This is a genomic window from Rhizobium sp. YAF28 (assembly GCF_052113285.1).
Classification (GTDB): Bacteria; Pseudomonadota; Alphaproteobacteria; order Rhizobiales; family Rhizobiaceae; genus Rhizobium.
On the sequence record NZ_JBFRCX010000011.1, the window covers coordinates 91,750 to 112,292 of the forward strand.

Consider the following 20,543-nt stretch of genomic DNA (forward strand, 5'->3'; position numbering starts at 1 on the left):
ATGACTGTCGGGGACTTCATCATCCGACCTGCGGTCGTCGGCGATCTGCAGAACCTGACCAGCCTTTATCAGCACCTCAGCCCGACCGATCCGGTCCTCGCGCCTGATGTGGCAATGGAGCGTTTCTCCGCCATTCTGGCGCAACCCGGCATGACGGTCTTCATCGGCGTTGCCGGCGAGATTGCTGCTGCGACCGTCACGCTGATCATCGTGCCCAACCTGACGCGCAATGGCGCCTCCTATGCACTGATCGAAAACGTCGTCACCCACGGCGATCACCGCAAGCAAGGTTATGCCGGCAGGCTCATCCAGCATGCGATTGCGCAAGCCTGGAATGCCGCTGCTACAAGGTGATGCTGCTGACCGGATCGAAAAATCCGGCGACACTGCGTTTCTATGAAAACTGCGGTTTCATTCGAGACAAGACCGGCTACCAGATCCGCCGGCCGTCTTGAGACGCCTGTCCTATTTCTCAGGCCCCTATTCCTCAGGCTCCGTGGTGAACATCAGCGGAAAGTCCATCTCCTTGGCAAGGTCGATGGCCTCCTTGGCTTTTGTCTCCGCTATGTCCTTGGTGCAGACAACCACCACGCACGAGCCGAGCTTGTGCGCCGTCATCATCACACGGTAGCCGGTATCCTCGCTCATGCGGAAGACGATCCTCAGCACCATGATGACAAACTCGCGCGGCGTATAATCGTCATTGACGAGAATGACTTTGTAAAGCTTCGGCTTGTCCAGCTTGAGCTTCGTTCTGGTTTTGGGTTTCAAGGCAATATCGTTGTCAACCATCGGAAATCCGCCCTTGATGACATGGGAAGGGGGTTCGATCTAACTAAACTATTTCGATTGCAGAATTTCGACACTCGGTGTCGGCAAAAATCCCGCCATAACAAGAATAAGGCCACCAGACCCTGTCGGCAAGGGAGCCGCGAGAAAAGCTCTCTAAGACTTGACCGCTCCCCTCCTTTATCCCATAGGCACGGCCAAGGAATTCTAGAGAACAGCAGGTTTCAGCCATGGGCTTCAAATGCGGTATCGTCGGCCTGCCGAATGTCGGCAAATCGACCCTCTTCAATGCGCTCACCAAGACGGCGGCAGCACAGGCGGCGAACTATCCTTTCTGCACGATCGAACCGAATACCGGCGAAGTGGCCGTTCCCGACGCACGCATGCAGAAGCTTGCCACTATCGCCAAGTCGAAGGAAATCATCCCGACCCGGATCAACTTCGTCGATATTGCCGGCCTCGTGCGCGGCGCCTCGAAGGGTGAAGGTCTCGGCAACCAGTTCCTTGCCAATATCCGCGAAGTCGATGCCATCGTGCATGTGCTCCGCTGCTTCGAAGACGGCGACATCACCCACGTGGAAGGCCGCATCGACCCGGTTGCCGACGCCGATACGATCGAAACCGAACTGATGCTCGCCGACCTCGATAGCCTCGAGCGCCGCACCGAGCAGACGCGCAAGCGCGCCACTGGCAAGGACAAGGATTCCATGGCAATGCTGCCGATCATGGAAGCCTCGCTGGCGCTGCTGCAGGACGGCAAGCCAGTCCGCACGCTGCTTTCGAAGCTCGATGCCGAAGAGACCAACATCCTGAAAGGCCTCAACCTTCTGACATCGCACCCGGTTCTCTACGTCTGCAACGTCGCCGAAGGCGATGCCTCGACCGGCAACAAATATACCGAGGCCGTCGCTGCGATGGCCAAGGCTCAGGGTGCCGAAACCGTCACCATCTCGGCGGCGATCGAATCCGAAGTCGCCCAGCTTCCGGACGAAGAGGCCAAGGAATTCCTCTCGGCCCTCGGTCTTGACGAAGCGGGCCTCGACCGCCTGATCCGCGCCGGTTACAAGCTGCTCCATCTCATCACCTATTTCACGGTCGGCCCGAAGGAAACGCGGGCCTGGACGATCGAGCGTGGCACCAAGGCGCCGCAGGCGGCCGGCGTCATCCACTCGGATTTCGAACGCGGCTTCATCCGCGCCAACACCATCGCCTATGACGACTACATCCAGTTCGGCGGCGAAGTCGGCGCCAAGGAAGCCGGCAAGGCGCGCGACGAAGGCAAGGAATATGTTGTCCAGGACGGCGACGTCATCCACTTCCGCTTCAACACCTGATTGACCAAAGCATGTCGCGCAAAGCCGTTCAGCAGTTTTGCGACAACGACGTACGGAAAAACAAGACCTGAAGCGTGGGAAGCGGATCTGAAAGATCGTGACACGCTTTTAGCTGCCGCTCAGCCGGGCGGCAGCCTTTCCACTACGCCTGCGGGCAAGGCGCGCAGCACGATGCGCCGAAGCGGCATCCAGCCCGTACCGATGACGAGCACGATCACGCCGACGACAACAAGCGTTCCGAAGATGTAGGTATCGACGGTCGCACTCCCCTGCTGGAATATCCCATAGATCGCCAGTCCCAGTGTCAGCAGGCCGGACGTCACGAAAGCGCGCCGGTCAATGATCAGGCCAATCAGCATCAGCAGCGCGACGATCACGACGACAACAGGCGTCTTGAAGGAGTTGGCGTCCATGATATCCAGCCAGCCGCCGTCTAGTGAAAGCAATATCCGGATGCTGTAAAGCAGGGCCGGCGCGGCGACGAGATGAAGCCAGAAGGCGACATCCGATCGCGTTGTGCGGCGGAACCTGTCGCTGAGATCGAAGCCCAGTGCGGCGACGAACAAGCCGACGGCGCAGGCAAACAGGATGACCGACACGAGAGTCGGATGGTTGAGGATGAAGGCATCGTCGCCGCTCCCCCATTGCAGCAGGCGGAAGACAAGCGCGAGCACGAGGGCCAGCCCCGAGAAGATGGAGAGTGCAAGCGCAAGCGGCACACGGTAGCGCAGATAGAAAAGCCCCATGATGACGGGGAAGGCGACGATGAACCTATCGATACCATCGCCGGTCAGCCACAGATCGGCATTGGAGGGATAGACCGACAGCATCATCCGGAAGGTCCAGGAAAAAACCGCCAGCGTCAGCACGACAGCCGGCAGCGCGAGGCGCTGGCGCTTCACGAGGATTTCCGCCAGCACCAGGATCGCAGGCAGCACCGCATAGAGCGAAGCAAGCCCCCAGAGGCCCGCGAGTGCGATGAGAATGCCGATTGTGATCAGTACATCGTGGAAGCCGCGCACGAAGCGCGGTGTCTCGGTATCAGACCAGGCAGGCTCTTCAGGCCCGCTCGCACGTGCCTCGACGATCACGCCACGCGCTGCAAGGAACGGTGCCAGCTGCTCGCCGGCCTCGGCGGTGATCAACCCCTCCCGCGCCGCCTCATCGAGTATCGACCTTAGTTCTGCCATTCTGGTTCGCCCCCCAGGGAATCATTGAGCCCGCGCGGATGCTATTGTAAGCAATGAGGCCTGCCTATGATGAGAGACCCTGATGCCTGCAGAAAAGCTTGCCTATGAGGATTTCCAGCCCGGCCGGCGCTTCCCGCTCGGCCCGAAGCCGGTAACGGCACCCGAAATCATCGAATTCGCAGCGGAGTTCGACCCGCAACCGATGCATCTGGACGAAGCGGCAGGCCGCGCCAGCATCCTCGGCGGCCTTGCTGCCTCCGGCTGGCACACTTCGGCGATGTTCATGCGCATGATGGCCGACAGTTTCGTGCTGAACTCGCTTTGCGAAGGTGCACCAGGCGTCGATTTCATGGAGTGGCGCAAACCGGTGCTGGCAGGCGACACTCTCTCCGGCCATTCGACGGTGCTGGAGGCGCGTCCGATGCGCTCGCGTCCAGGCCTCGGCATCGTCAAATTCCGCCACGAGGTGGAAAACCAGCGCGGCGAATTGGTCTGCCTGTCGGAGAATTCCGTCATCTTTGGCATGCGTGGTAACCCGGAGGCCGACGTATGAGAATGACCGAACTTTACGCCGCCCGCGACAAGATTGAGATCGGCACCTACGTCTTTACCGAGGAAAATATCCTCCGCTTCGCACGGAAATACGATCCGCAGCGTTTCCATACCGACGGGCAAGCCGCGAAAGACACCATGTTCGGCGCGCTCTGCGCCTCCGGCTGGCACACGACGGCCGCCTGGATGCAATGCTTCCTCAAATACTGGATAGCGGAGATTGGCCGGCTGAAGAAGGAGGGCCTGAAGCCACCGAACCTCGGCCCCTCACCCGGCTTCCAGAAGCTGCAATGGCTGAAGCCGGTTTTTGTCGATGAGACGGTTAGCTACTCCGTGACCTTTCTCTCGGGCCGGCCGCTTGCATCGCGGCCAGGCTGGCATCTCAACACCATTCTTTGTGAAGGCGTCAATCAGGACAGTATTCCCGTCATCCGCTTCGAAAGCAGCGTGCTGGAATTTGAATGATCCGGCTGGAGCAATTTCAGCAGAGCTTGCAACGGCTCTACTGAAATTGAGATGCTCAATGACCGGCAAACTCTACGAGCGTGTGAACATCGACACCGAGGTCTTCGAGCTTCTTGCGGCCGCCGAGATCCGGCAAGTCGATGACGAAGCAGGCACCGACCACTTCCGCGCCGATCTGGCGAAGAAGCTGTGTCGCGCCCACAGCAGTGCCGCCCGTGGCGATCAGATCGTCAACGAGGATCACCTTCTCGCCCGGCTGGACGGCATCGCGGTGCATTTCCATCTCGTCCACGCCATATTCCAGGCTATAGGCGATGCGCACCGTGTCATGCGGCAGCTTTCCCTTCTTGCGGATCGGCACGAAGCCCGAGGACAGTTGATGCGCAACCGCGCCGCCGAGGATGAAGCCCCGCGCTTCCATGCCGGCGATCTTGTCGATCTTCAGACCGGCATAGGGCTGCACGAGCTCATCGACCGCCCGGCGAAAGGCACGCGGATTGCCGAGCAGCGTGGTGATGTCGCGAAAGATGATGCCGGGCTTGGGGTAATCCGGAATGGAGCGGATGCTGGCCGCAAGCTCCGAAAGCGTATTGTTCATCGATAATCCGTATCTGCGAGGGGCACAAAGCGCCCGCACACTATCAACTGCGTCGGATCAAACCAAATAAAAAAGGCGGCTAAAAAGCCGCCTTTTCCTCGGGACTAAGGGTCCGCTTAGTGATCGGTCCGGGAATAGATCGACCGCTTGGTCAGGTAGATCAGCACGGTGAAGATCAGCAGGAAGATCATGACCATGAAGCCGGTGCGCTTGCGTTCTTCGAGGTGCGGCTCGGACGCCCACATCAGGAACGACGAGACATCCTTGGAATACTGATCGACCGTCTGCGGCGAACCATCGTCATAGGTGACCTGGTCGTCGGAGAGCGGCTTCGGCATGGCGAGCACGTCAGCGGCATGGAAATACGGATTGTAATGCGAGCCCTGCGCCACCTTGACGCCCGCCGGCGGCTCTTCGTAGCCGGTCAGCAGCGCGTGAATGTAGTCGGGGCCGCTTTCCTGATACTGCGTGAAGATGTCGAAGACGAACTGCGGGAAGCCGCGCTCGACTTCGCGCGCCTTGGCGAGCAGCGACATGTCAGGCGGAGCCGCACCGTTGTTAGCGGCAGCAGCCGCTTCCACATTCGGATAGGGCGACGGGAAGTGGTCAGACGGAACCGCCTTGCGGGTGAACATTTCACCGCTGGCATCCGGGCCGTCCTGGACTTCGTAATTGGCCGCGAAGGTCTTCACCTGCGCATCCGAATAGCCGAGCTCGCTCAGCATGCGGAAGGGTACGAGGTTCATCGAGTGGCAGGCGGAACAGACTTCCGTGTAGACCTTCAAGCCACGCTGGAGCTGGCCCTTGTCGTAGTGACCGAACGGACCCGCGAAGGTCCAGTCGATTTCCTTGGGCTCCTTCAGCGGATAATGCGGCGTAGCGCTTTCCTCGTGATGAGCGGCCGGAGCCGCTGCTTCCTGAGCAAAAGCCACACCGGCAACACCGGCTGTGACCGCGAGCGACAGAATGCTTGCAACAAGCTTTTTCATGTTTCTATTCCTTCCCGTCGCTCGCTCAGGCCTTGGCCGCAGCAATCTTGTTGCGCTTTTCGAGCACCGCTTCAGTGATCGAGTTCGGAATACGGCGCGGTGTTTCCACCAGACCGAGAACCGGCATCGCGACCAGGAAGAAGGCGAAGTAGAGGAGTGTGCAGACCTGCGAGATCGTCGTGTACAGGCCTTCTGCAGGCTGTGAGCCAAGCCAGCCGAGGATGATCGCGTTGATCACGAACAGCCAGTAGAACAGCTTGAACCACGGACGATAAACCGCCGAGCGCACCTTCGAAGTGTCGAGCCAGGGCAGGAAGAACAGCACGAGGATCGCGCCGAACATGACGAGGACGCCGCCGAGCTTGGAGTCGATCGGACCGACGTTGAAGGTGATCGAACGCAGCATGGCGTAGAACGGTAGGAAGTACCATTCCGGAACGATGTGGGCCGGGGTCTTCAGCGGGTCGGCCGGAATGTAGTTGTCGGCATGGCCGAGATAGTTCGGCAGGTAGAAGACGAAGTAGGCATAGACGATCAGGAAGACCGAGACGCCGAGCGCATCCTTGAGCGTTGCGTAAGGCGTGAAACGAACCGTGTCCGTCTTGGTCTTGACCTCAACGCCCGTCGGGTTCGTCTGGCCGACCACATGCAGAGCCCAGATGTGCAGGACAACGACGCCGGCGATCATGAAGGGCAGCAGGTAGTGCAGCGAGAAGAAACGGTTCAGCGTCGGCTGGTCGACGGCGAAGCCGCCGAGAAGGAACTGCTGAACCCATTCGCCGACCAGCGGAAAGGCCGAGAAGAAGCCGGTGATAACAGTCGCGCCCCAGAAGGACATCTGGCCCCAGGGTAGAACGTAGCCCATGAAGCCGGTTGCCATCATCAGCAGGTAGATGACGACGCCGAGGATCCAGAGGATTTCGCGCGGCGCCTTGTAGGAGCCGTAGTAGAGGCCGCGGGCGATGTGCAGGTAGACGGCGACGAAGAAGAACGAAGCGCCGTTGGCATGCATGTAGCGCAGCAGCCAGCCGTGGTTGACGTCACGCATGATCTTTTCAACGGAGTTGAAGGCGATCGTCGTGTCGGCGGCATAGTGCATGGCGAGCGTGACGCCCGTCAGGATCTGTACGATCAGCATGACGGCGAGCATGGCGCCGAAAGTGTAAGCGTAGTTCAGGTTCCGCGGAACCGGATAGGCAATGAAGCTGTCATAGACCATGCGCGGCAGCGGAAGGCGCGCATCGACCCACTTTTCCAGGCCGGTTGATGGTTCGTAGCTGGAATGGCCACTCATTAATCAGTCTCCCCTCAACCGATCTTGATCTTCGTGTCGGACAAAAACGAAAAGGTCGGAATCGCCAGGTTCTGCGGCGCCGGACCTTTGCGGATGCGGCCGGCCGTGTCGTAGACCGAGCCATGGCAGGGACAGAACCAACCATTGTATTCACCGGCCTGACCGAGCGGAACGCAGCCGAGATGGGTGCAGGTGCCGATCATGACGATCCAGTTTTCCTTATCCTTGCCGCCCGAGCGGTCGGCGCCCGTTGCCGGAGCGTCGGGAGGAAGGTTTGCGTTGCGAGCGATCGGGTCCTTGAGATCCGACAGCTGGACGTCAGCGGCGGCCTTGACTTCTTCCGGCGTGCGGTTGCGGATGAAGATCGGCTTGCCGCGCCACTTGACCGTCAGCGACATGCCGGGCGTAAGGCTTGCGACATCGACTTCGATGGAAGCCAATGCCAGCGTCGACGCATCCGGGCGCATCTGGTCGATGAACGGCCATGCAACCGCAACGGCACCGACCGCACCAGCCATGCCAGTGGTGAGATAAAGGAAATCACGGCGAGTGGGCTCTGAAGCCTCGCTTGTCGTTACGTGTTCGCTCACGGCTTAACCATCCTCTGCGCAATTGTCGCGGAATTCCGCCCTGCCCCTCCAGAGGCGGCGAATCTATCAGAACAAATTTCGGCCATAGATTCCCCACCAATCCGGCGCGTTCTATGCTTGATCGCAAATTATGTCCACCCTTGACAAGGGGATGGGGGCACAATGTCGCGGGAAATTTCAGTGAATTTTTTAAGGCAATCACTGGCTTGCAACTTTGCTGCGTTGCAACAAACGAGGGGGCGTGTTAGGCGCTGGTGAGTTTGCCATATGAATTTGGATTTGCGCCGATGAGGCATACTGTTTTCTGCGTATTGAGCGTCCTCATCACCATTGTCCTGGCCCTCGTTTCGCTCCGCTATTTTACCGATTTCTGGCTGCTTTCGCTCGTTTACAGCTTCCAGATTCATCTCAGCATCGTTTGCGCCGTCGGCGCGGTCATTGCCCTCTTTTTCAAGCGGCACTGGTATGGCTTTCTGATGCTGGCGGTGGCAACCTTCCTGAATATCCACGGTGTCATCATGCTGCGCGAATTCGCCGGCAGGACGCCTCCGGAGAATGCTCCTCGCCTTTTCCGGCTAATGTCCTTCAACATCGAGAATGACAATTTTGAAAACGGTGGGCGGATTGCCGACGCCATACTGGCTTCAGGCGCCGATGTGGTCGACATCATGGAGGCCGAGCCGGTCTTTGCGCAGTTGCCACGGCTTCTGCAACTCTATCCCTACCGTATCGGCTGCGATGCGAGCGAGACATGCGATACGCTTGTGCTGTCGAAGCGTCCCTTTGTCCAGCAGGAGATCCATGACATCGGCGAGCTTTGGAAAAAGCGGCTCGTGTCGGTTTCGATCGACTTCGATGGAACGCCTGTCGATTTCCTGTTCCCTCACCTGTCCAAGCCATATTTTGATGATTTCCAGTCTGACGAACTCCAGGATCTCCCGACTTTCATGCAATCTCACACGGGGGCTCTGGTGGTCGCCGGAGACTTCAATTCCTCGATCCTCGCGCCGACGATTCAGCACTTTCTGCGCGGAACCGGCCTCACCACAGATTTCCCGGAACCAACCACCTGGCCGGTCAGCGCCGGCTCGTTCGGCATCAGCATCGACCATATCTTCGCAAGACCGCCGCTGCTCATCCGCTCGACGAGCCGGCTGGAGGACAGCTTCGGCTCGAACCATTACGGCCTAGTCAGCGATTTCGTTCGCGAATACTGAGCGCGTATCGTCATCGGAGGCGAGGAAGCCGCCCGACTGGCGTGCCCAGAGTTCGGCGTAGAGCCCGCCCTGCTTGAGGAGCGCATCATGCGTGCCTTCCTCGATGATCTTGCCGCGGTCGATCACGACAAGCCTGTCGAGTGCGGCGATGGTCGAAAGCCGGTGGGCGATCGCAAGCACCGTCTTGCCTTCCATCACGCGGTTGAGGTTCGATTGTATCGCCTCTTCCACTTCCGAATCGAGCGCCGACGTCGCCTCGTCGAGAACAAGGATTGGCGCATCCTTGAGCATCACACGCGCAATGGCGATACGCTGGCGCTGGCCGCCCGAGAGCTTGACCCCGCGCTCGCCGACATGCGCGTCAAAACCCTTGCGCCCCTGCTGGTCCCGCAGCCGCTCGATGAAATCGAGCGCTTCGGCGCGTCCGGCAGCCTCGACAAGGCGTTCCTCTCCGGCATCGGGCCGGCCGAAGAGGATATTGTCACGCACGGAGCGATGCAGCAGCGACGTATCCTGGCTGACCATGCCGATCTGCATACGCAATGATTCCTGGGTGACGGCAGCGATATCCTGCCCATCGATCAGAATGCGCCCACCTTCGAGATCGTAAAGACGCAGGAGAATATTCACCAGCGTCGACTTGCCCGCACCGGAGCGGCCGATGATGCCGACCTTTTCGCCAGGACGGATCGTCAGCGAAAAATTGTCGATGACCGCGTTTTCCTTGCCGTAGTGGAAGGAAACATTCTCGAAACGGATACCCGGATGCTTGATGACGAGTTCCTTCGCATCGGGGCGGTTGACGAGATGCAGCGGTTGGGAAATCAGCTCGGCCGCATTCTGAATGGTGCCGAGATTGCGCATGATGCCGTTAAACTGGGTCATCAATCGGCCGAGAAGGAAGTTCAACCGCAGAACCAGCGTCAGCGAAAAGGCGACCCCACCCGAGCTGATCAGCCCGCGCAGCCACAGATCGATGCTGAGGCCGGCCATGGTGACGATCATCAGGCCCGAGAGCAGCGCCATAGACGCACGAACCCCGGTGATGAAACGCGTGAACTTCAGCACCGTTTCCTGATAGGCGTTGAAGCCGTCAAGCATGTAGCGGTCGCTCTCCTCGTCGCGTGCGAAGAGCTTCAGCGTCTGGATATTGCTGTAGGCATCGACGATGCGGCCATTGAGCAGCGAGGCTGCCTCTGCGGTTTCACGCGAGTGATAGCGGATGCGCGGCACGAAATAGCGGGCAAGCACGCTGAAAGCCGCCAGCCAGAAGAGAACCACCGCCGCCAGCGAGAAATCGAGCTGCCCGACCAGAACCAGCGTGGTGACGGCATAGATGCCGACGAACCAGACGCTTTCCATCAGCGATGTCACGAGATCGCCCGTCGCCTGCCCCGCCGACCAGACCTTGGTAACGATGCGGCCGGAAAAATCGCTCTGGAAGAAAGCAAGCGACTGGCGCGACACATGCAGATAGGACTGCCAGCGCGCCAGATTATAGAAACCCGGCGTGATCACCTGCTGGTCGATCAGCGCGATCAGGAAGGCAACGACGAAACGGACAATGCCGATCAGCGCCAGCATGCCGAAAATCTCGCCGCCATGGGTGGCCAGAAGCGTGCCCCAGCCGGCTCCGGGCTTGATCGTGCTGAGGATGTCGACGAGGCGCCCGACGAACCAGAAGAGGGCTGCTTCGATTGCCGCCGACATGCCGCCGAGCACCAGCATGGCGATAAAGGGCCACCTGGCCTGACCGATGTAGAACCAGATGAATCCGAAAGTATTGCGCGGCGGCTGAAGATTGTCGCTGGCGCGGAAAGGATCTATCCAAGTTTCGAACAGGCGAAGGATCGGAGTGAGCAGCATCACCGCGATATAGGCCCGTTCAGAATTGCGGCAAAGAGAATATAAGGCGGACGCAACCTTATATTTTCGTAATGATCGGTAATATCGGCGTCATCTCCCTTGATACGGGTGGAAGCAGCCACGATCTCGTGCCATGATCGCGCCTTACCGGAGACCGCAGATATGGAAACGAAAACGCTCAATGCGCATCTTCCGCTTTCCCTTGCGGAAAAGCTCGACGCCCTGGCGGACGCGCTGGATGTGCCGCGCGACAGCATCGTGACGGAAGCCATCGCAAGCTGGATCGAACGGGAGGAACGGCTGCGGATTTTCACGCTTCAGTCGCTTGCTTCGAACTCGATCATCGTCGTGGAGCATCATCGTGTCATCGACTGGGCCGACAGCCTCTGCGCCGACCGAGTCCGCACGCTCTAAGCGGAAAATTGATTTCTTCGGCAGGACAAAAGAAAAGCCCTCCCCGCAGAAACGGGAAGGGCTTATTTTATTGGGCTGCGACTTCGGCCTCTTCCTCGTGATCGGCAAGGAAGCCGCCGGACTGGCGATTCCATAGATCGGCATAGATACCGCCATGGCTGACCAGTTCGCCATGCGTGCCGCTTTCGATAATGCGGCCCTTGTCCAGCACGATCAGCCGGTCCATCTCGGTTAGCGTCGACAGGCGGTGAGCGATCGCGATGACAGTCTTGCCTTCCATCAGCGCGAAGAGGTTTTCCTGGATCGCCGCTTCCACTTCGGAATCGAGCGCCGAGGTCGCCTCGTCGAGCACCAGGATCGGCGCATCCTTCAGGAAGACGCGGGCGATCGCGATACGCTGGCGCTGGCCGCCGGAAAGTTTCACACCGCGCTCGCCGACCTGCGCATCAAGCGCCTTGCGGCCGTGCATGTCGACAAGCCCTTCGATGAACTCCCAGGCATTCGCCCGTCTTGCCGCCTCGATGACGTCCTCATCGGTTGCGTCAGGACGCCCATAGGCAATGTTGTCGCGGATCGAGCGATGCAGCAATGACGTATCCTGCGTCACAACACCAATCAACGAGCGCAGGCTATCCTGCGACACATCTGAGATATCCTGGCCGTCGATGGTGATGCGCCCGGCTTCCAGATCGTAGAAACGCAGGAGCAGGTTCATCAGCGTCGTCTTGCCTGCGCCGGAGCGACCGACCAGACCGACCTTCTCGCCGGCCTTGATATCGAGCGACAGGTTGTCGATGATGCCCTTGCCCTTGCCATAGTGGAAGCCCATGCGTTCGTAATGGATCGCACCCTTCTTCGCCGTCAGCGCAGGCGCACCCGGCTTGTCGACGATATCGTGCTGCTTCGACATCATCTCCATGCCGTCATAGACGGTGCCGATGTTTTCGAAGAGCGCCGAGACTTCCCACATGATCCACTGCGACATGCCGTTGACGCGCATCGCAAGGCCGATGGCAATGGAAATCGCGCCGACCGAGATCGTGCCGTTCAGCCACAGCCAGATGGACAGGCTGGAAATGACAAACAGCGAAATGCAGTTGTTCATGTAGACGCTCATATGGAAGAGCGTCACCTTGCGCATTTGCCTGTGCACCGTGTCCAGAAAGCCGTCCATGCTCTCCTTGGCATAGACCTCCTCACGGCCTGCATGGGAGAACAGCTTCACGGTGGCAATGTTCGTATAGCTATCCACCACGCGGCCGGTCATCAGCGAGCGCGCATCCGCCTGCTGCGCCGCAATCTTGCGAAGCCGCGGCACGAAATAGGCGACGATGCCTATATAGATGCCGAGCCAAGCGAGGATCGGCAGCATCAGCCGCCAGTCGGCAGCCGCGATGATGACGATCATCGAAAGAAAGTAGGTCACGACATAGACGAAGACGTCGAGGATCTTCATGACCGTTTCGCGCACGGCAAGCGACGTCTGCATGACCTTTGTGGCCACGCGTCCGGCGAACTCGTTGGCAAAGAAGGTCATGCTATGGCGCAGCAGGAAGCGGTGCATCTGCCAGCGCGCGATCATCGGATAATTGCCGAGCATCATCTGGTGCATGATCAGCGAATCGAGACCGGCAATGAGCGGCAGTCCGATCAGCACCAGCGCGCCCATCCAGATCAGCTTGTGACCCTCATTCTGCAGGAAGGTCGCCTTATCGGCATTCGTCAACCAGTCGACGATATCGCCAAGGAACTGGAAGAGCGCCACTTCACCGACTGCGATCAGCGCCGTCAAGAAGGCCATAAGCGCAAGCCATCCCGCCGCCGGCTTGCTGTAGTGCCAGCAGAAGGCAAAAAGACCCTTCGGGGGAGCGACCGGCTCCTCGCTCGGATAGGGATTAAGTCGCCGTTCGAACCAGTCAAACATGAAATCGCTCCAGAACTTCCGCGTTCCGGCCCCGGCTTTGCGCTCTTAGGGCGCACGAAAGCACATATGGGAACCGGAGGCTCAAGGGGCGAGGCCGTAATGGCCGCGCAATTATTCAAAATGGGCAATTGGGGAAAGAAAAGCGCCTTATATGCGCCAGATCGCCAAGCGTGGCATCACGGGCGGGAGTCGCATCAGCACAAATGTATCCATGTCGGCGCTCCCTGTTGGCGATTGAAGATATGCACCGATAACGCGAAAATGCCTAAATTTCCAGCCCCGACCGCTCGGAAAGTGGCCATCGACAGGTCAAAAAGCGTTCTGTTGCCTCAAAATCACAGTTCGGATAGGCAAGTTGCTTATCATCTCAACGGACAATTTCCCATGGCAGACCTCAGACTGGCGCTCTATCAACCCGATATCCCAGGCAATACCGGAACGATCCTGCGCCTTGCCGCCTGCCTGGGTTTTGCGGTCGACATCATCGAGCCCGCCGGTTTCGACATTTCCGATCGAAATCTGAAGCGCGCGGGCATGGACTATCTGGCCACCGCCGCCCTCACCCGCCATGTCAATTGGGAACGCTTCGAGGAATGGCGCGCAGCCACCGGCCGCCGCCTGATCCTCGCCACCACGAAGGCATCGCAGCGCTACACGGATTTCGTCTTCCGTCCCGACGATATCTTGCTCTTCGGCCGTGAAAGCGCCGGCGTGCCCGATCATGTGCATGAACGCGCCGACGGGCGCATTCTGATTCCGATGGTGGAAGGCCAGCGTTCGATCAACCTTGCCGTCTCCGCCGCGATGATAACAGGCGAGGCAATGCGGCAGACCGCCTGGTCGTGAACCGGCCCATGCCGATCCTTGGCGGCCTTGATGTCGCAAACGACGCTTTGAATCGACGCAAAAGCGCCTATATTAATTAGCCAGGCAATCAATAATTCTGCACAAGCAGTGAGATTCCAATGATTTACTCGACTACGGAAACGTAGACCCGAGAAAACTTCTCAAGAAGAAGAAAAAGACCAAGGCCATGGAATCCACGATCGTCATGATCAATCTGTTCGGCGCGATTGCGCTGTTGCTCTTCGGCCTTGCGCAGGTCAAGGACGGTGTTACGCGTGCCTTCGGCGCACGCCTGAGGACCGGGCTTGCGACAGGCACCGCGAACGGGCCGCGCTCGATCCTGTCAGGTTTCCTGGCAACCATCGCCCTGCAGAGTTCGACTGCGACGGCCCTCATGACGGCCTCTTTCGTGGAGCGCGATCTCATCAAGCCGCGCATGGCCCAGATCGTGCTGCTCGGCGCCAATGTCGGGACTGCCGTGACCGCCTGGATAGTCGCTACCGGCATCGAATGGCTTTCGCCACTGCTTATTCTTGGCGGCATCGTGCTCTATCGCGGAAAGTCCAGCGCCCGCCACGGCGGCGGCGCGGCCATGATTGGCATCGGCCTGATGCTGCTCTCCCTGCATCTACTGAGCAATGCGACGGAGCCCATGCGCACGTCGCCGGCACTGGCTGCCTTCATCGGCCTGCTCGGCGATGCGTGGCCGGTCGCCCTGGTTTTTTCCGCAGCACTCGCCTTTATCTCGTCGTCGAGCCTTGCCGTCGTCGTCCTGATACTGTCGCTCGCGTCAACGGGCATCGTGTCCCCGGAACTGATCATCGTTCTCGTCCTCGGCGCCAATCTCGGCGGCGCGATTCCGCCCGTTGTCGCAACCCTCTCCGGCCCCGCCTCGGCGAGACGCGTCACGCTCGGCAATCTCATCGTCCGCACCGCGGGCTGCCTGATTGCGCTGCCGCTTGCCGGCTATGCGGCGCCGCTGCTTCAAATGCTGCCCTTCGGCCCCGCCAAGCTGCCGGTCGATACGCATCTGATCTTCAACATCCTTCTTGCCGCCGTGGCCTGGCCCTTTTCGCGGATGTTGGCTGTCTTTACCGCCCGCCTCGTGCCTGATGACGTGCAGCCGGATCAGGGTCCCAAGTTTCTCGATATGCAGGAGCTGTCGACGCCCGTCGTGGCCCTTGCCAGCGCGACGCGCGAAGTACTCGGCGTCGGCGATCTGATCGAACGCATGCTCCTGCGCGCTTCCGATGCCTTCGAACACAATGACATGTCCAAGCTCGCCGAAATCCCTGCGCTCGAAAAGCGCGTGGATCTGCTGCAGCAGGAGGTGAAGGTCTATCTCTCCAAGCTCGGCCGCGGCGGGCTCAGCGACGAGAATGCTCGCCGGTCTATCGTTATCATCGACTACGCGATCAATCTCGAGCATATGGGCGACATCATCGAGAAAGGCTTGCTGGAGCAGGTCGGCAAGAAGGTCTCGCTCGGCCTGAAATTCTCCGAAGACGGCTACAGGGAATTGCGCAAACTGTTTGATCTGACGATCGACAACCTGCGCGTCGCCCAGACGATCTTCGTCACCCGCGACTTCAATCTCGCCCGGCAGATGATGGAAGTGAAGGTCGAGGTCCGCCGCATGGAAAAGCAATCGGCCGAGCGACATCTGGAGCGGCTGCGCGACGGGCGTGCCGACAGCCTCCAGACGAGCTCACTTCATCTCGATATGCTGCGTGACCTGAAGCGTATCAATGCGCACATCGTCTCAGTGGCGCATCCGATCCTCGACGAAAGCGGCCTTCTGATCGAAAGCCGCCTGCGTGATGCAGCCGAATAAGTTCAATCGGCGGATGGCAAGCGACGCATGGTGAATTCGATCTGGTCGCCTTCCAGCTGGCGCCAGCTTTCCACTTCGGTCCAATAGGCGGCTTTCGGATATTCGTCGAACCATTCGCGCGCCTTGGCGCGGGCTTCCAAAAGCCCCATCCGGTATGTTTCGCGGACAAAATGATCCCTCTCGCGGGCGGACGCCTCTGCCCGATGCTTTGCTATTCTGCGCTTCAAGCCTTCGAAGGGCGGAGGCCCCGGAATTTTTGCCATAAAACCTACCTCTGCATGAAAAGTAGTATCGAAATCCGCCCTTTGCGAGTCGAATCTTGCAGGCGCTTTCCACTGCTGGCAGGCTTCTGCTGCACCTGCTAAACCGGGATTGTAATCAACAAAGAGCGAATCGCATGGAAAGACCGGAACTGCCGATCGGCCTGCCCGAAGACATCGAGGACAAAAAGACTGCCGCCCGTACATGGTTCGAGGGACTGCGGGACACGATCTGTGCTTCCTTCGAAGCGCTGGAGGATGAACTCGAAGGCCCCCTCTCCGATCAGGAGCCCGGCCGCTTTGTCGCCAAAGACTGGTCGCGCGAAAACGGTGCAGGCGGCGGTGGCCGCATGTCGATGATGGAAGGCCGCGTCTTCGAAAAGGTCGGCGTTCATACATCCACCGTCTATGGCGAATTCGCGCCCGACTTCCGGGCACAGATACCGGGCGCCGCCGAAGATCCGCGCTTCTGGGCGTCGGGGATTTCGCTGATCGCCCATCCGGTCAATCCCAACGTGCCGGCCGTTCACATGAACACCCGCATGGTCGTCACCACCAGCCGCTGGTTCGGCGGCGGCGCCGACCTGACCCCGGTTCTCGGTCGCCGCCGCACGCAGGAAGATGAAGACACACAGCTCTTCCACAAGGCCATGGAAATCACCTGCCGTAACCATGCGGTCGCCGATTACGAGGCCTACAAGAAATGGTGCGACGACTATTTCTTCCTCAAGCACCGCAACGAGGCGCGCGGTGTTGGCGGCATCTTCTACGACTGGCTGCATTCCGACGAGGAAGCCGGCGGCTGGAAAGCCGATTTCGCCTTCACACGTGACGTCGGCCGGGCCTTCGCCATGGTTTACCCCAAGATCGTCCGCTCAAACTTCAACAAAGACTGGACGGAGGCCGACCGTGACGAACAATTGATTCGCCGTGGCCGCTATGTCGAGTTTAATCTGCTCTACGACCGAGGGACGATCTTCGGCCTGAAAACCGGCGGCAATGTCGAATCCATTCTTTCTTCCCTGCCGCCCGTCGTGCGCTGGCCATAAGCCGGCGCCAAGCATGCGGGCAAAGACCGGCATGCTGATAAAGGCAAACCTGCTGGTAAATTTGAAATACTATTCCGGTAAAATCGCGTTGAACGGCCTTCATCAGAACTGAGTGCGTCCTAAATTAGTCTCTGTGCGTTACAATCGGAGGAGGATTGTCATGACGGTACAAAGCAGCTCGCCTGCTTCTGCAGATATCCAGGAAACGTCCCGCGCAATCGAAGCGCCCGAGTTTCTAACGCGCATCGCCGAAGACTTGAGAGCGAAAAGCGGTTCCGACCTGCCGCTCTCCTGCTTTGTCGAGCAGGTGAAATTGCAGCTCGCAGGCGGCAAGACTCCGGAAGAACTTCAACAGCAGGCAACAGGTGCTGCCAACAGCAACAGGCCTGCGCACCTTTCGGAGACTTACATGGCCTGGGCAATGCCCCATCAATAAACAGAGCCTTTCGGCCGGCGTCCAAGTCGGCCGAAGCTTTCTCCCCCGGAACCTTCTCCGTTGCCGCACATTCCTCAAACGCGCGAAAGCGCGATGGTTTTGTATTTCAGAGACAGGAGAAGACCATGCGACTTTTCGAATGCGGTACACTCGTTCCCGGATGCGATTGGCACACCAGGGCCGACAATGACGCTGAAGTCGTTCGCCGCGCCGTCGAACATATGAGAACAGCCCACGGCGAAACGACCATTCGCGAAAACATGGTGGACAATATCAAGGCCCGCATCCGCGACGAAGCGAACGCGGCCTGATCTCAACCTGCAATCTCCGAGAGCCGGGCGAGCAATGCCGCCCGGTCGGAGACAAAATTCTCTTCCACCCACTGGTTTTCCAAGGTCGACAGGATTTCACCGACCTTCGGGCCGGCCTGTATGCCCGTGGCCATCACATCTGCGCCGTTCAGCGGAAACTGCGGCTTCTTCCAGATGCGTGCATGATCCAGAAGCTTCGAAAGCCGCGCCGAACGGCTCATCTCATCAAAACTACCATTCTCTGCCTTGCCCCGAGCAACGCCAAGCGCCAGTTTCAGCCGCACGATGATGCCGTCCACGCCGTTTCTGTAGAGCAGCTTCTCGAAGGCGGCGGCGGAAATCTCGTCATTGACCGGGGCGGCTTTTGCCCAGGCCCTGAAATAGGCGGTTTCCGCATTCGAAAATTTCAGCCGTGCTGCCAATTCCTCCAGCCGCACCGGATCGGGCGGAATGATCGAGGCCAGCCGCAGCAGCGGATCAGGCTCCCAGCCGAGCGCCTTCTCGGTCGCAACAAGCGCGGGAATGGCATCGATGCCCCATTTTTCCGTTTCCGGCAGGATTTCCGAGAGAACTGCAACCTGCCGCATCCAGAGAAGCGCGCGGCCTGGATCTTCCGCCGACAGGAGCTTTCTGAGCTCCGACCAGACCCGTTCGGCCGACAGCGTTTTCAGCTTCGAACGCGCTGAGGATGACGCTCTCAGCCCTTCTGCATCGGGCCGTCCGGAACCGTACCAGGCGAAGAAACGGAAGAAGCGCAGGATGCGCAGATAGTCCTCGGCGATCCGCGTCGCTGCATTACCGATGAAGCGAATATTGCGCTTCTCGATATCATCGAGCCCGCCGATGAGATCGATCACCTCGCCCGCAGCATTTGCGTAAAGTGCATTGATGGTGAGGTCGCGCCGTTCCGCATCCGATTGCCAGTCCGCGCTGAAGGCCACCTTGGCGCGACGGCCATCCGTTTCCACATCGGTACGCAACGTCGTCACTTCGAAGGGGCGGCCATCGATGACGAGCGTCACCGTTCCGTGGTCAATGCCGGTCGGTACCGCCTTGACGCCAGCAGCAGCGGCCCGCTCCATGACTGTTTCCGGCAGCAGCGTGGTGGCGACATCGATATCGGCGACCGCAAGCCCCATCAGGCTGTTGCGCACCGCGCCACCGACCACACGCCCTTCCCCGCCATCGGCGTTCAGTAGCGCAAAGACCCGACCGAGCGCCGGATCCTGAAACCATGCCTGGTCGGCAACAGAGGTCATGCATAAAGCCTTTCATAAAGCGTGCGGACGATGCCGGCGGTGATGCCCCAGATCATCCGCGTTTCATAGGGCATGCGGTAGAAATGCCGGTCGATACCATCAACTACCCGCTTGTCCCGTGTGTGATTGGCAGGATTCATCAGGAAGGAAAGCGGCACCTCGAAAACGTCGTCCACTTCGATCGGATTGAGCTGCAGCGAAAAACCGCGTTGCACAACGCCGAGAACGGGCGTGATGCGGAACCCGGTGGACGACAGATAGTTCGGCAGCCGGCCGACCGTCTCGACGAAGCCGCCGCCAAGACCAATCTCCTCCTCGGTTTCGCGGATCGCGGCCATCTCGGGCGAGACATCCTCGGGATCGATCGAACCACCGGGAAAGGCGATCTGGCCAGAATGCTTGCGCAGTGTCGACGTTCGCTTGGTGAAGATCACCTTCGCCTCTTCGCCATCATCGACGACGGGCACCAGCACGGCCGCATCACGGAGTTTCAAGGTCTCGGCCAGCGCAACGATATCGGGATTGAGCACATGGTCGCCATGGTCGCGCCAGGCGTGATCGATGGGTGCACCGATCTGATTGAGCGCACGGCGACGGAACTCGGCAGCCGAAAACGGGGGATAGGTCTTGCTGATCGCTTCACTCATCGGGAGGCTGCTTCCAGTTCGTCGGCCGGCATGATCGGAAAAATCTCACCACCGGAGCGAACGACGAACATCTCCCGGCCGGCAACCTCGGCCACCTCTCCGAGTTCGACCAGCTCATACATCACGGCGCGTGACACCAATGCTTCAAGCCGGCCCCGCACATGCAGATAGGGCTTTAGTTCACTGTCTTTCCCATACTCTGGCCCATGATCCGGAAAGCGCAGAGGGTGATCCTTGCCGGCCTCGATGACATCGCCGACATTGGTGCGGAAGGTCAGAACCTGCTGGCCATCTCGCTCACTTACATTCATCTCGACGGCCACAAAGGGTGCGTCAATGACCCTGATGCCGACCTTTTCCACAGGAGTTACGAGATAGGTTTTTCCGTCTTCGTCCTTCCTCAAAACGGTCGAAAAGAGCTGGACCAGCGGAGCCCGGCCGATCGGCGTGCCCATGTAGAACCATGTGCCATCCGCCCGAATTTCCATGTCGATATCGCCGCAAAAGGGCGGATTCCATTTCTCGACAGGCGGCAAGCCGCGCTTTTTGCCGGATTTCGCCTCGGAAGCGCGCGAAATCAGCGCGGCAAGCCCCGCTGCATCTGCCGTATGCCTCATTTCCTCGGCTGCCATTCTTCTGTCCCGGTTTGCTCTTAACAAAATAAAGTCACGAGATAGTC

Annotated in this window: 22 protein-coding genes and 1 pseudogene; 11 read left to right on the top strand and 12 right to left on the bottom strand. The window is 59.4% G+C overall.

Translation table 11 applies throughout. The features are described from left to right. Nucleotides 1–455: pseudogene (locus AB4Z13_RS24235) on the top strand (GNAT family N-acetyltransferase). Between the two features lie 25 nt (nt 456–480). Here the strand turns inward: AB4Z13_RS24235 and clpS are convergent. Continuing rightward, complete coding sequence (gene clpS / locus AB4Z13_RS24240; protein WP_442206984.1) at nt 481–792, bottom strand: ATP-dependent Clp protease adapter ClpS; 312 nt, start codon at nt 790–792, stop codon at nt 481–483. A 227-nt stretch (nt 793–1,019) separates the two neighbouring features. Between clpS and ychF the strand changes: the two genes are divergently transcribed. Beyond that, entirely contained in the window at nt 1,020–2,123 is a 1,104-nt protein-coding gene (ychF, locus tag AB4Z13_RS24245) for a redox-regulated ATPase YchF (RefSeq protein ID WP_442206985.1), read from the top strand. 119 nt (nt 2,124–2,242) lie between these two features. On the opposite strand, the gene AB4Z13_RS24250 is transcribed toward ychF, so the two are convergent. Next, nucleotides 2,243–3,313, bottom strand: a complete 1,071-nt coding sequence (locus AB4Z13_RS24250; RefSeq protein WP_442206986.1) for a hypothetical protein — start codon at nt 3,311–3,313, stop codon at nt 2,243–2,245. Nucleotides 3,314–3,395: 82 nt separating this feature from the next. Between AB4Z13_RS24250 and AB4Z13_RS24255 the strand changes: the two genes are divergently transcribed. Together AB4Z13_RS24255 and AB4Z13_RS24260 are read left to right on the top strand one after the other, a co-directional pair. Beyond that, the gene (locus AB4Z13_RS24255) at nt 3,396–3,866 is read left to right on the top strand and encodes a MaoC family dehydratase (protein WP_113322017.1); all 471 of its coding nucleotides are present in this window, start codon (nt 3,396–3,398) and stop codon (nt 3,864–3,866) included. After that, a complete protein-coding gene (locus AB4Z13_RS24260; protein ID WP_442206987.1) occupies nt 3,863–4,330 on the top strand; it encodes a MaoC/PaaZ C-terminal domain-containing protein in 468 nt (155 codons plus the stop codon). The genes AB4Z13_RS24255 and AB4Z13_RS24260 overlap by 4 nt, the downstream gene beginning before the upstream one ends. A gap of 55 nt (nt 4,331–4,385) precedes the next feature. On the opposite strand, the gene AB4Z13_RS24265 is transcribed toward AB4Z13_RS24260, so the two are convergent. The 4 genes from AB4Z13_RS24265 to petA all read right to left on the bottom strand — a co-directional run bounded on the left by AB4Z13_RS24265 (nt 4,386) and on the right by petA (nt 7,801). Further along, entirely contained in the window at nt 4,386–4,928 is a 543-nt protein-coding gene (locus AB4Z13_RS24265; RefSeq protein ID WP_310386951.1) for an adenine phosphoribosyltransferase, read from the bottom strand. A gap of 116 nt (nt 4,929–5,044) precedes the next feature. Then, nucleotides 5,045–5,917, bottom strand: coding sequence for a cytochrome c1 (locus AB4Z13_RS24270; protein ID WP_113322015.1), 873 nt, complete (start codon nt 5,915–5,917; stop codon nt 5,045–5,047). A gap of 25 nt (nt 5,918–5,942) precedes the next feature. Beyond that, nucleotides 5,943–7,211 carry a cytochrome b gene (locus AB4Z13_RS24275; protein WP_310386948.1) on the bottom strand — a complete coding sequence of 423 codons (1,269 nt, stop codon included), beginning with the start codon at nt 7,209–7,211 and terminating at the stop codon, nt 5,943–5,945. A gap of 14 nt (nt 7,212–7,225) precedes the next feature. Further along, nucleotides 7,226–7,801: a ubiquinol-cytochrome c reductase iron-sulfur subunit gene (petA, locus tag AB4Z13_RS24280; protein ID WP_310386946.1), complete on the bottom strand. Its 576-nt coding sequence runs from the start codon at nt 7,799–7,801 to the stop codon at nt 7,226–7,228. A 287-nt stretch (nt 7,802–8,088) separates the two neighbouring features. Here petA and AB4Z13_RS24285 point away from each other — a divergent pair, with 287 nt between their 5' ends. After that, a complete protein-coding gene (locus AB4Z13_RS24285; RefSeq protein ID WP_442206988.1) occupies nt 8,089–9,018 on the top strand; it encodes an endonuclease/exonuclease/phosphatase family protein in 930 nt (309 codons plus the stop codon). Here the strand turns inward: AB4Z13_RS24285 and AB4Z13_RS24290 are convergent. Beyond that, on the bottom strand, nt 8,989–10,884 hold the full coding sequence (locus AB4Z13_RS24290; protein WP_442207056.1) for an ABC transporter ATP-binding protein: 1,896 nt from the start codon (nt 10,882–10,884) through the stop codon (nt 8,989–8,991). The two genes, AB4Z13_RS24285 and AB4Z13_RS24290, sit on opposite strands and share 30 nt — an antisense overlap. 162 nt (nt 10,885–11,046) lie before the next feature. Between AB4Z13_RS24290 and AB4Z13_RS24295 the strand changes: the two genes are divergently transcribed. Next, nucleotides 11,047–11,298 carry a CopG family ribbon-helix-helix protein gene (locus AB4Z13_RS24295; RefSeq protein ID WP_007824443.1) on the top strand — a complete coding sequence of 84 codons (252 nt, stop codon included), beginning with the start codon at nt 11,047–11,049 and terminating at the stop codon, nt 11,296–11,298. A gap of 67 nt (nt 11,299–11,365) precedes the next feature. Here AB4Z13_RS24295 and AB4Z13_RS24300 read toward each other — a convergent pair whose 3' ends face one another. Beyond that, complete coding sequence (locus AB4Z13_RS24300) at nt 11,366–13,222, bottom strand: ABC transporter ATP-binding protein (RefSeq protein WP_442206989.1); 1,857 nt, start codon at nt 13,220–13,222, stop codon at nt 11,366–11,368. 384 nt (nt 13,223–13,606) lie between these two features. On the opposite strand from AB4Z13_RS24300, the gene AB4Z13_RS24305 reads away from it, so the two are divergent. Together AB4Z13_RS24305 and AB4Z13_RS24310 are read left to right on the top strand one after the other, a co-directional pair. Beyond that, the gene (locus AB4Z13_RS24305; protein ID WP_310386939.1) at nt 13,607–14,068 is read left to right on the top strand and encodes a tRNA (cytidine(34)-2'-O)-methyltransferase; all 462 of its coding nucleotides are present in this window, start codon (nt 13,607–13,609) and stop codon (nt 14,066–14,068) included. A gap of 187 nt (nt 14,069–14,255) precedes the next feature. After that, on the top strand, nt 14,256–15,902 hold the full coding sequence (locus AB4Z13_RS24310; RefSeq protein WP_442206990.1) for a Na/Pi cotransporter family protein: 1,647 nt from the start codon (nt 14,256–14,258) through the stop codon (nt 15,900–15,902). A gap of 2 nt (nt 15,903–15,904) precedes the next feature. On the opposite strand, the gene AB4Z13_RS24315 is transcribed toward AB4Z13_RS24310, so the two are convergent. After that, a complete protein-coding gene (locus AB4Z13_RS24315) occupies nt 15,905–16,165 on the bottom strand; it encodes a hypothetical protein (RefSeq protein WP_037100062.1) in 261 nt (86 codons plus the stop codon). Nucleotides 16,166–16,299: 134 nt separating this feature from the next. Between AB4Z13_RS24315 and hemF the strand changes: the two genes are divergently transcribed. The 3 genes from hemF (at nt 16,300) to AB4Z13_RS24330 (ending at nt 17,958) form a co-directional block, all read left to right on the top strand. Next, entirely contained in the window at nt 16,300–17,211 is a 912-nt protein-coding gene (gene hemF, locus AB4Z13_RS24320) for an oxygen-dependent coproporphyrinogen oxidase (protein ID WP_029868581.1), read from the top strand. A 160-nt stretch (nt 17,212–17,371) separates the two neighbouring features. Then, entirely contained in the window at nt 17,372–17,647 is a 276-nt protein-coding gene (locus tag AB4Z13_RS24325; RefSeq protein ID WP_029868580.1) for a hypothetical protein, read from the top strand. A gap of 125 nt (nt 17,648–17,772) precedes the next feature. Beyond that, nucleotides 17,773–17,958: a DUF1059 domain-containing protein gene (locus tag AB4Z13_RS24330; protein WP_007824454.1), complete on the top strand. Its 186-nt coding sequence runs from the start codon at nt 17,773–17,775 to the stop codon at nt 17,956–17,958. A 2-nt stretch (nt 17,959–17,960) separates the two neighbouring features. On the opposite strand, the gene AB4Z13_RS24335 is transcribed toward AB4Z13_RS24330, so the two are convergent. Genes AB4Z13_RS24335 through AB4Z13_RS24345 form a run of 3 tightly spaced genes read right to left on the bottom strand, consistent with a single transcriptional unit; the run spans nt 17,961 to nt 20,496 of the window. Then, nucleotides 17,961–19,217, bottom strand: a complete 1,257-nt coding sequence (locus AB4Z13_RS24335) for a CCA tRNA nucleotidyltransferase (protein ID WP_442206991.1) — start codon at nt 19,215–19,217, stop codon at nt 17,961–17,963. Next, nucleotides 19,214–19,864, bottom strand: a complete 651-nt coding sequence (locus AB4Z13_RS24340; protein ID WP_029868578.1) for a CoA pyrophosphatase — start codon at nt 19,862–19,864, stop codon at nt 19,214–19,216. The genes AB4Z13_RS24335 and AB4Z13_RS24340 overlap by 4 nt, the downstream gene beginning before the upstream one ends. Beyond that, complete coding sequence (locus tag AB4Z13_RS24345; RefSeq protein WP_442206992.1) at nt 19,861–20,496, bottom strand: DUF1285 domain-containing protein; 636 nt, start codon at nt 20,494–20,496, stop codon at nt 19,861–19,863. Before AB4Z13_RS24345 ends, AB4Z13_RS24340 begins: the two co-directional genes overlap by 4 nt. Between the last annotated feature and the right edge of the window lie 47 nt (nt 20,497–20,543).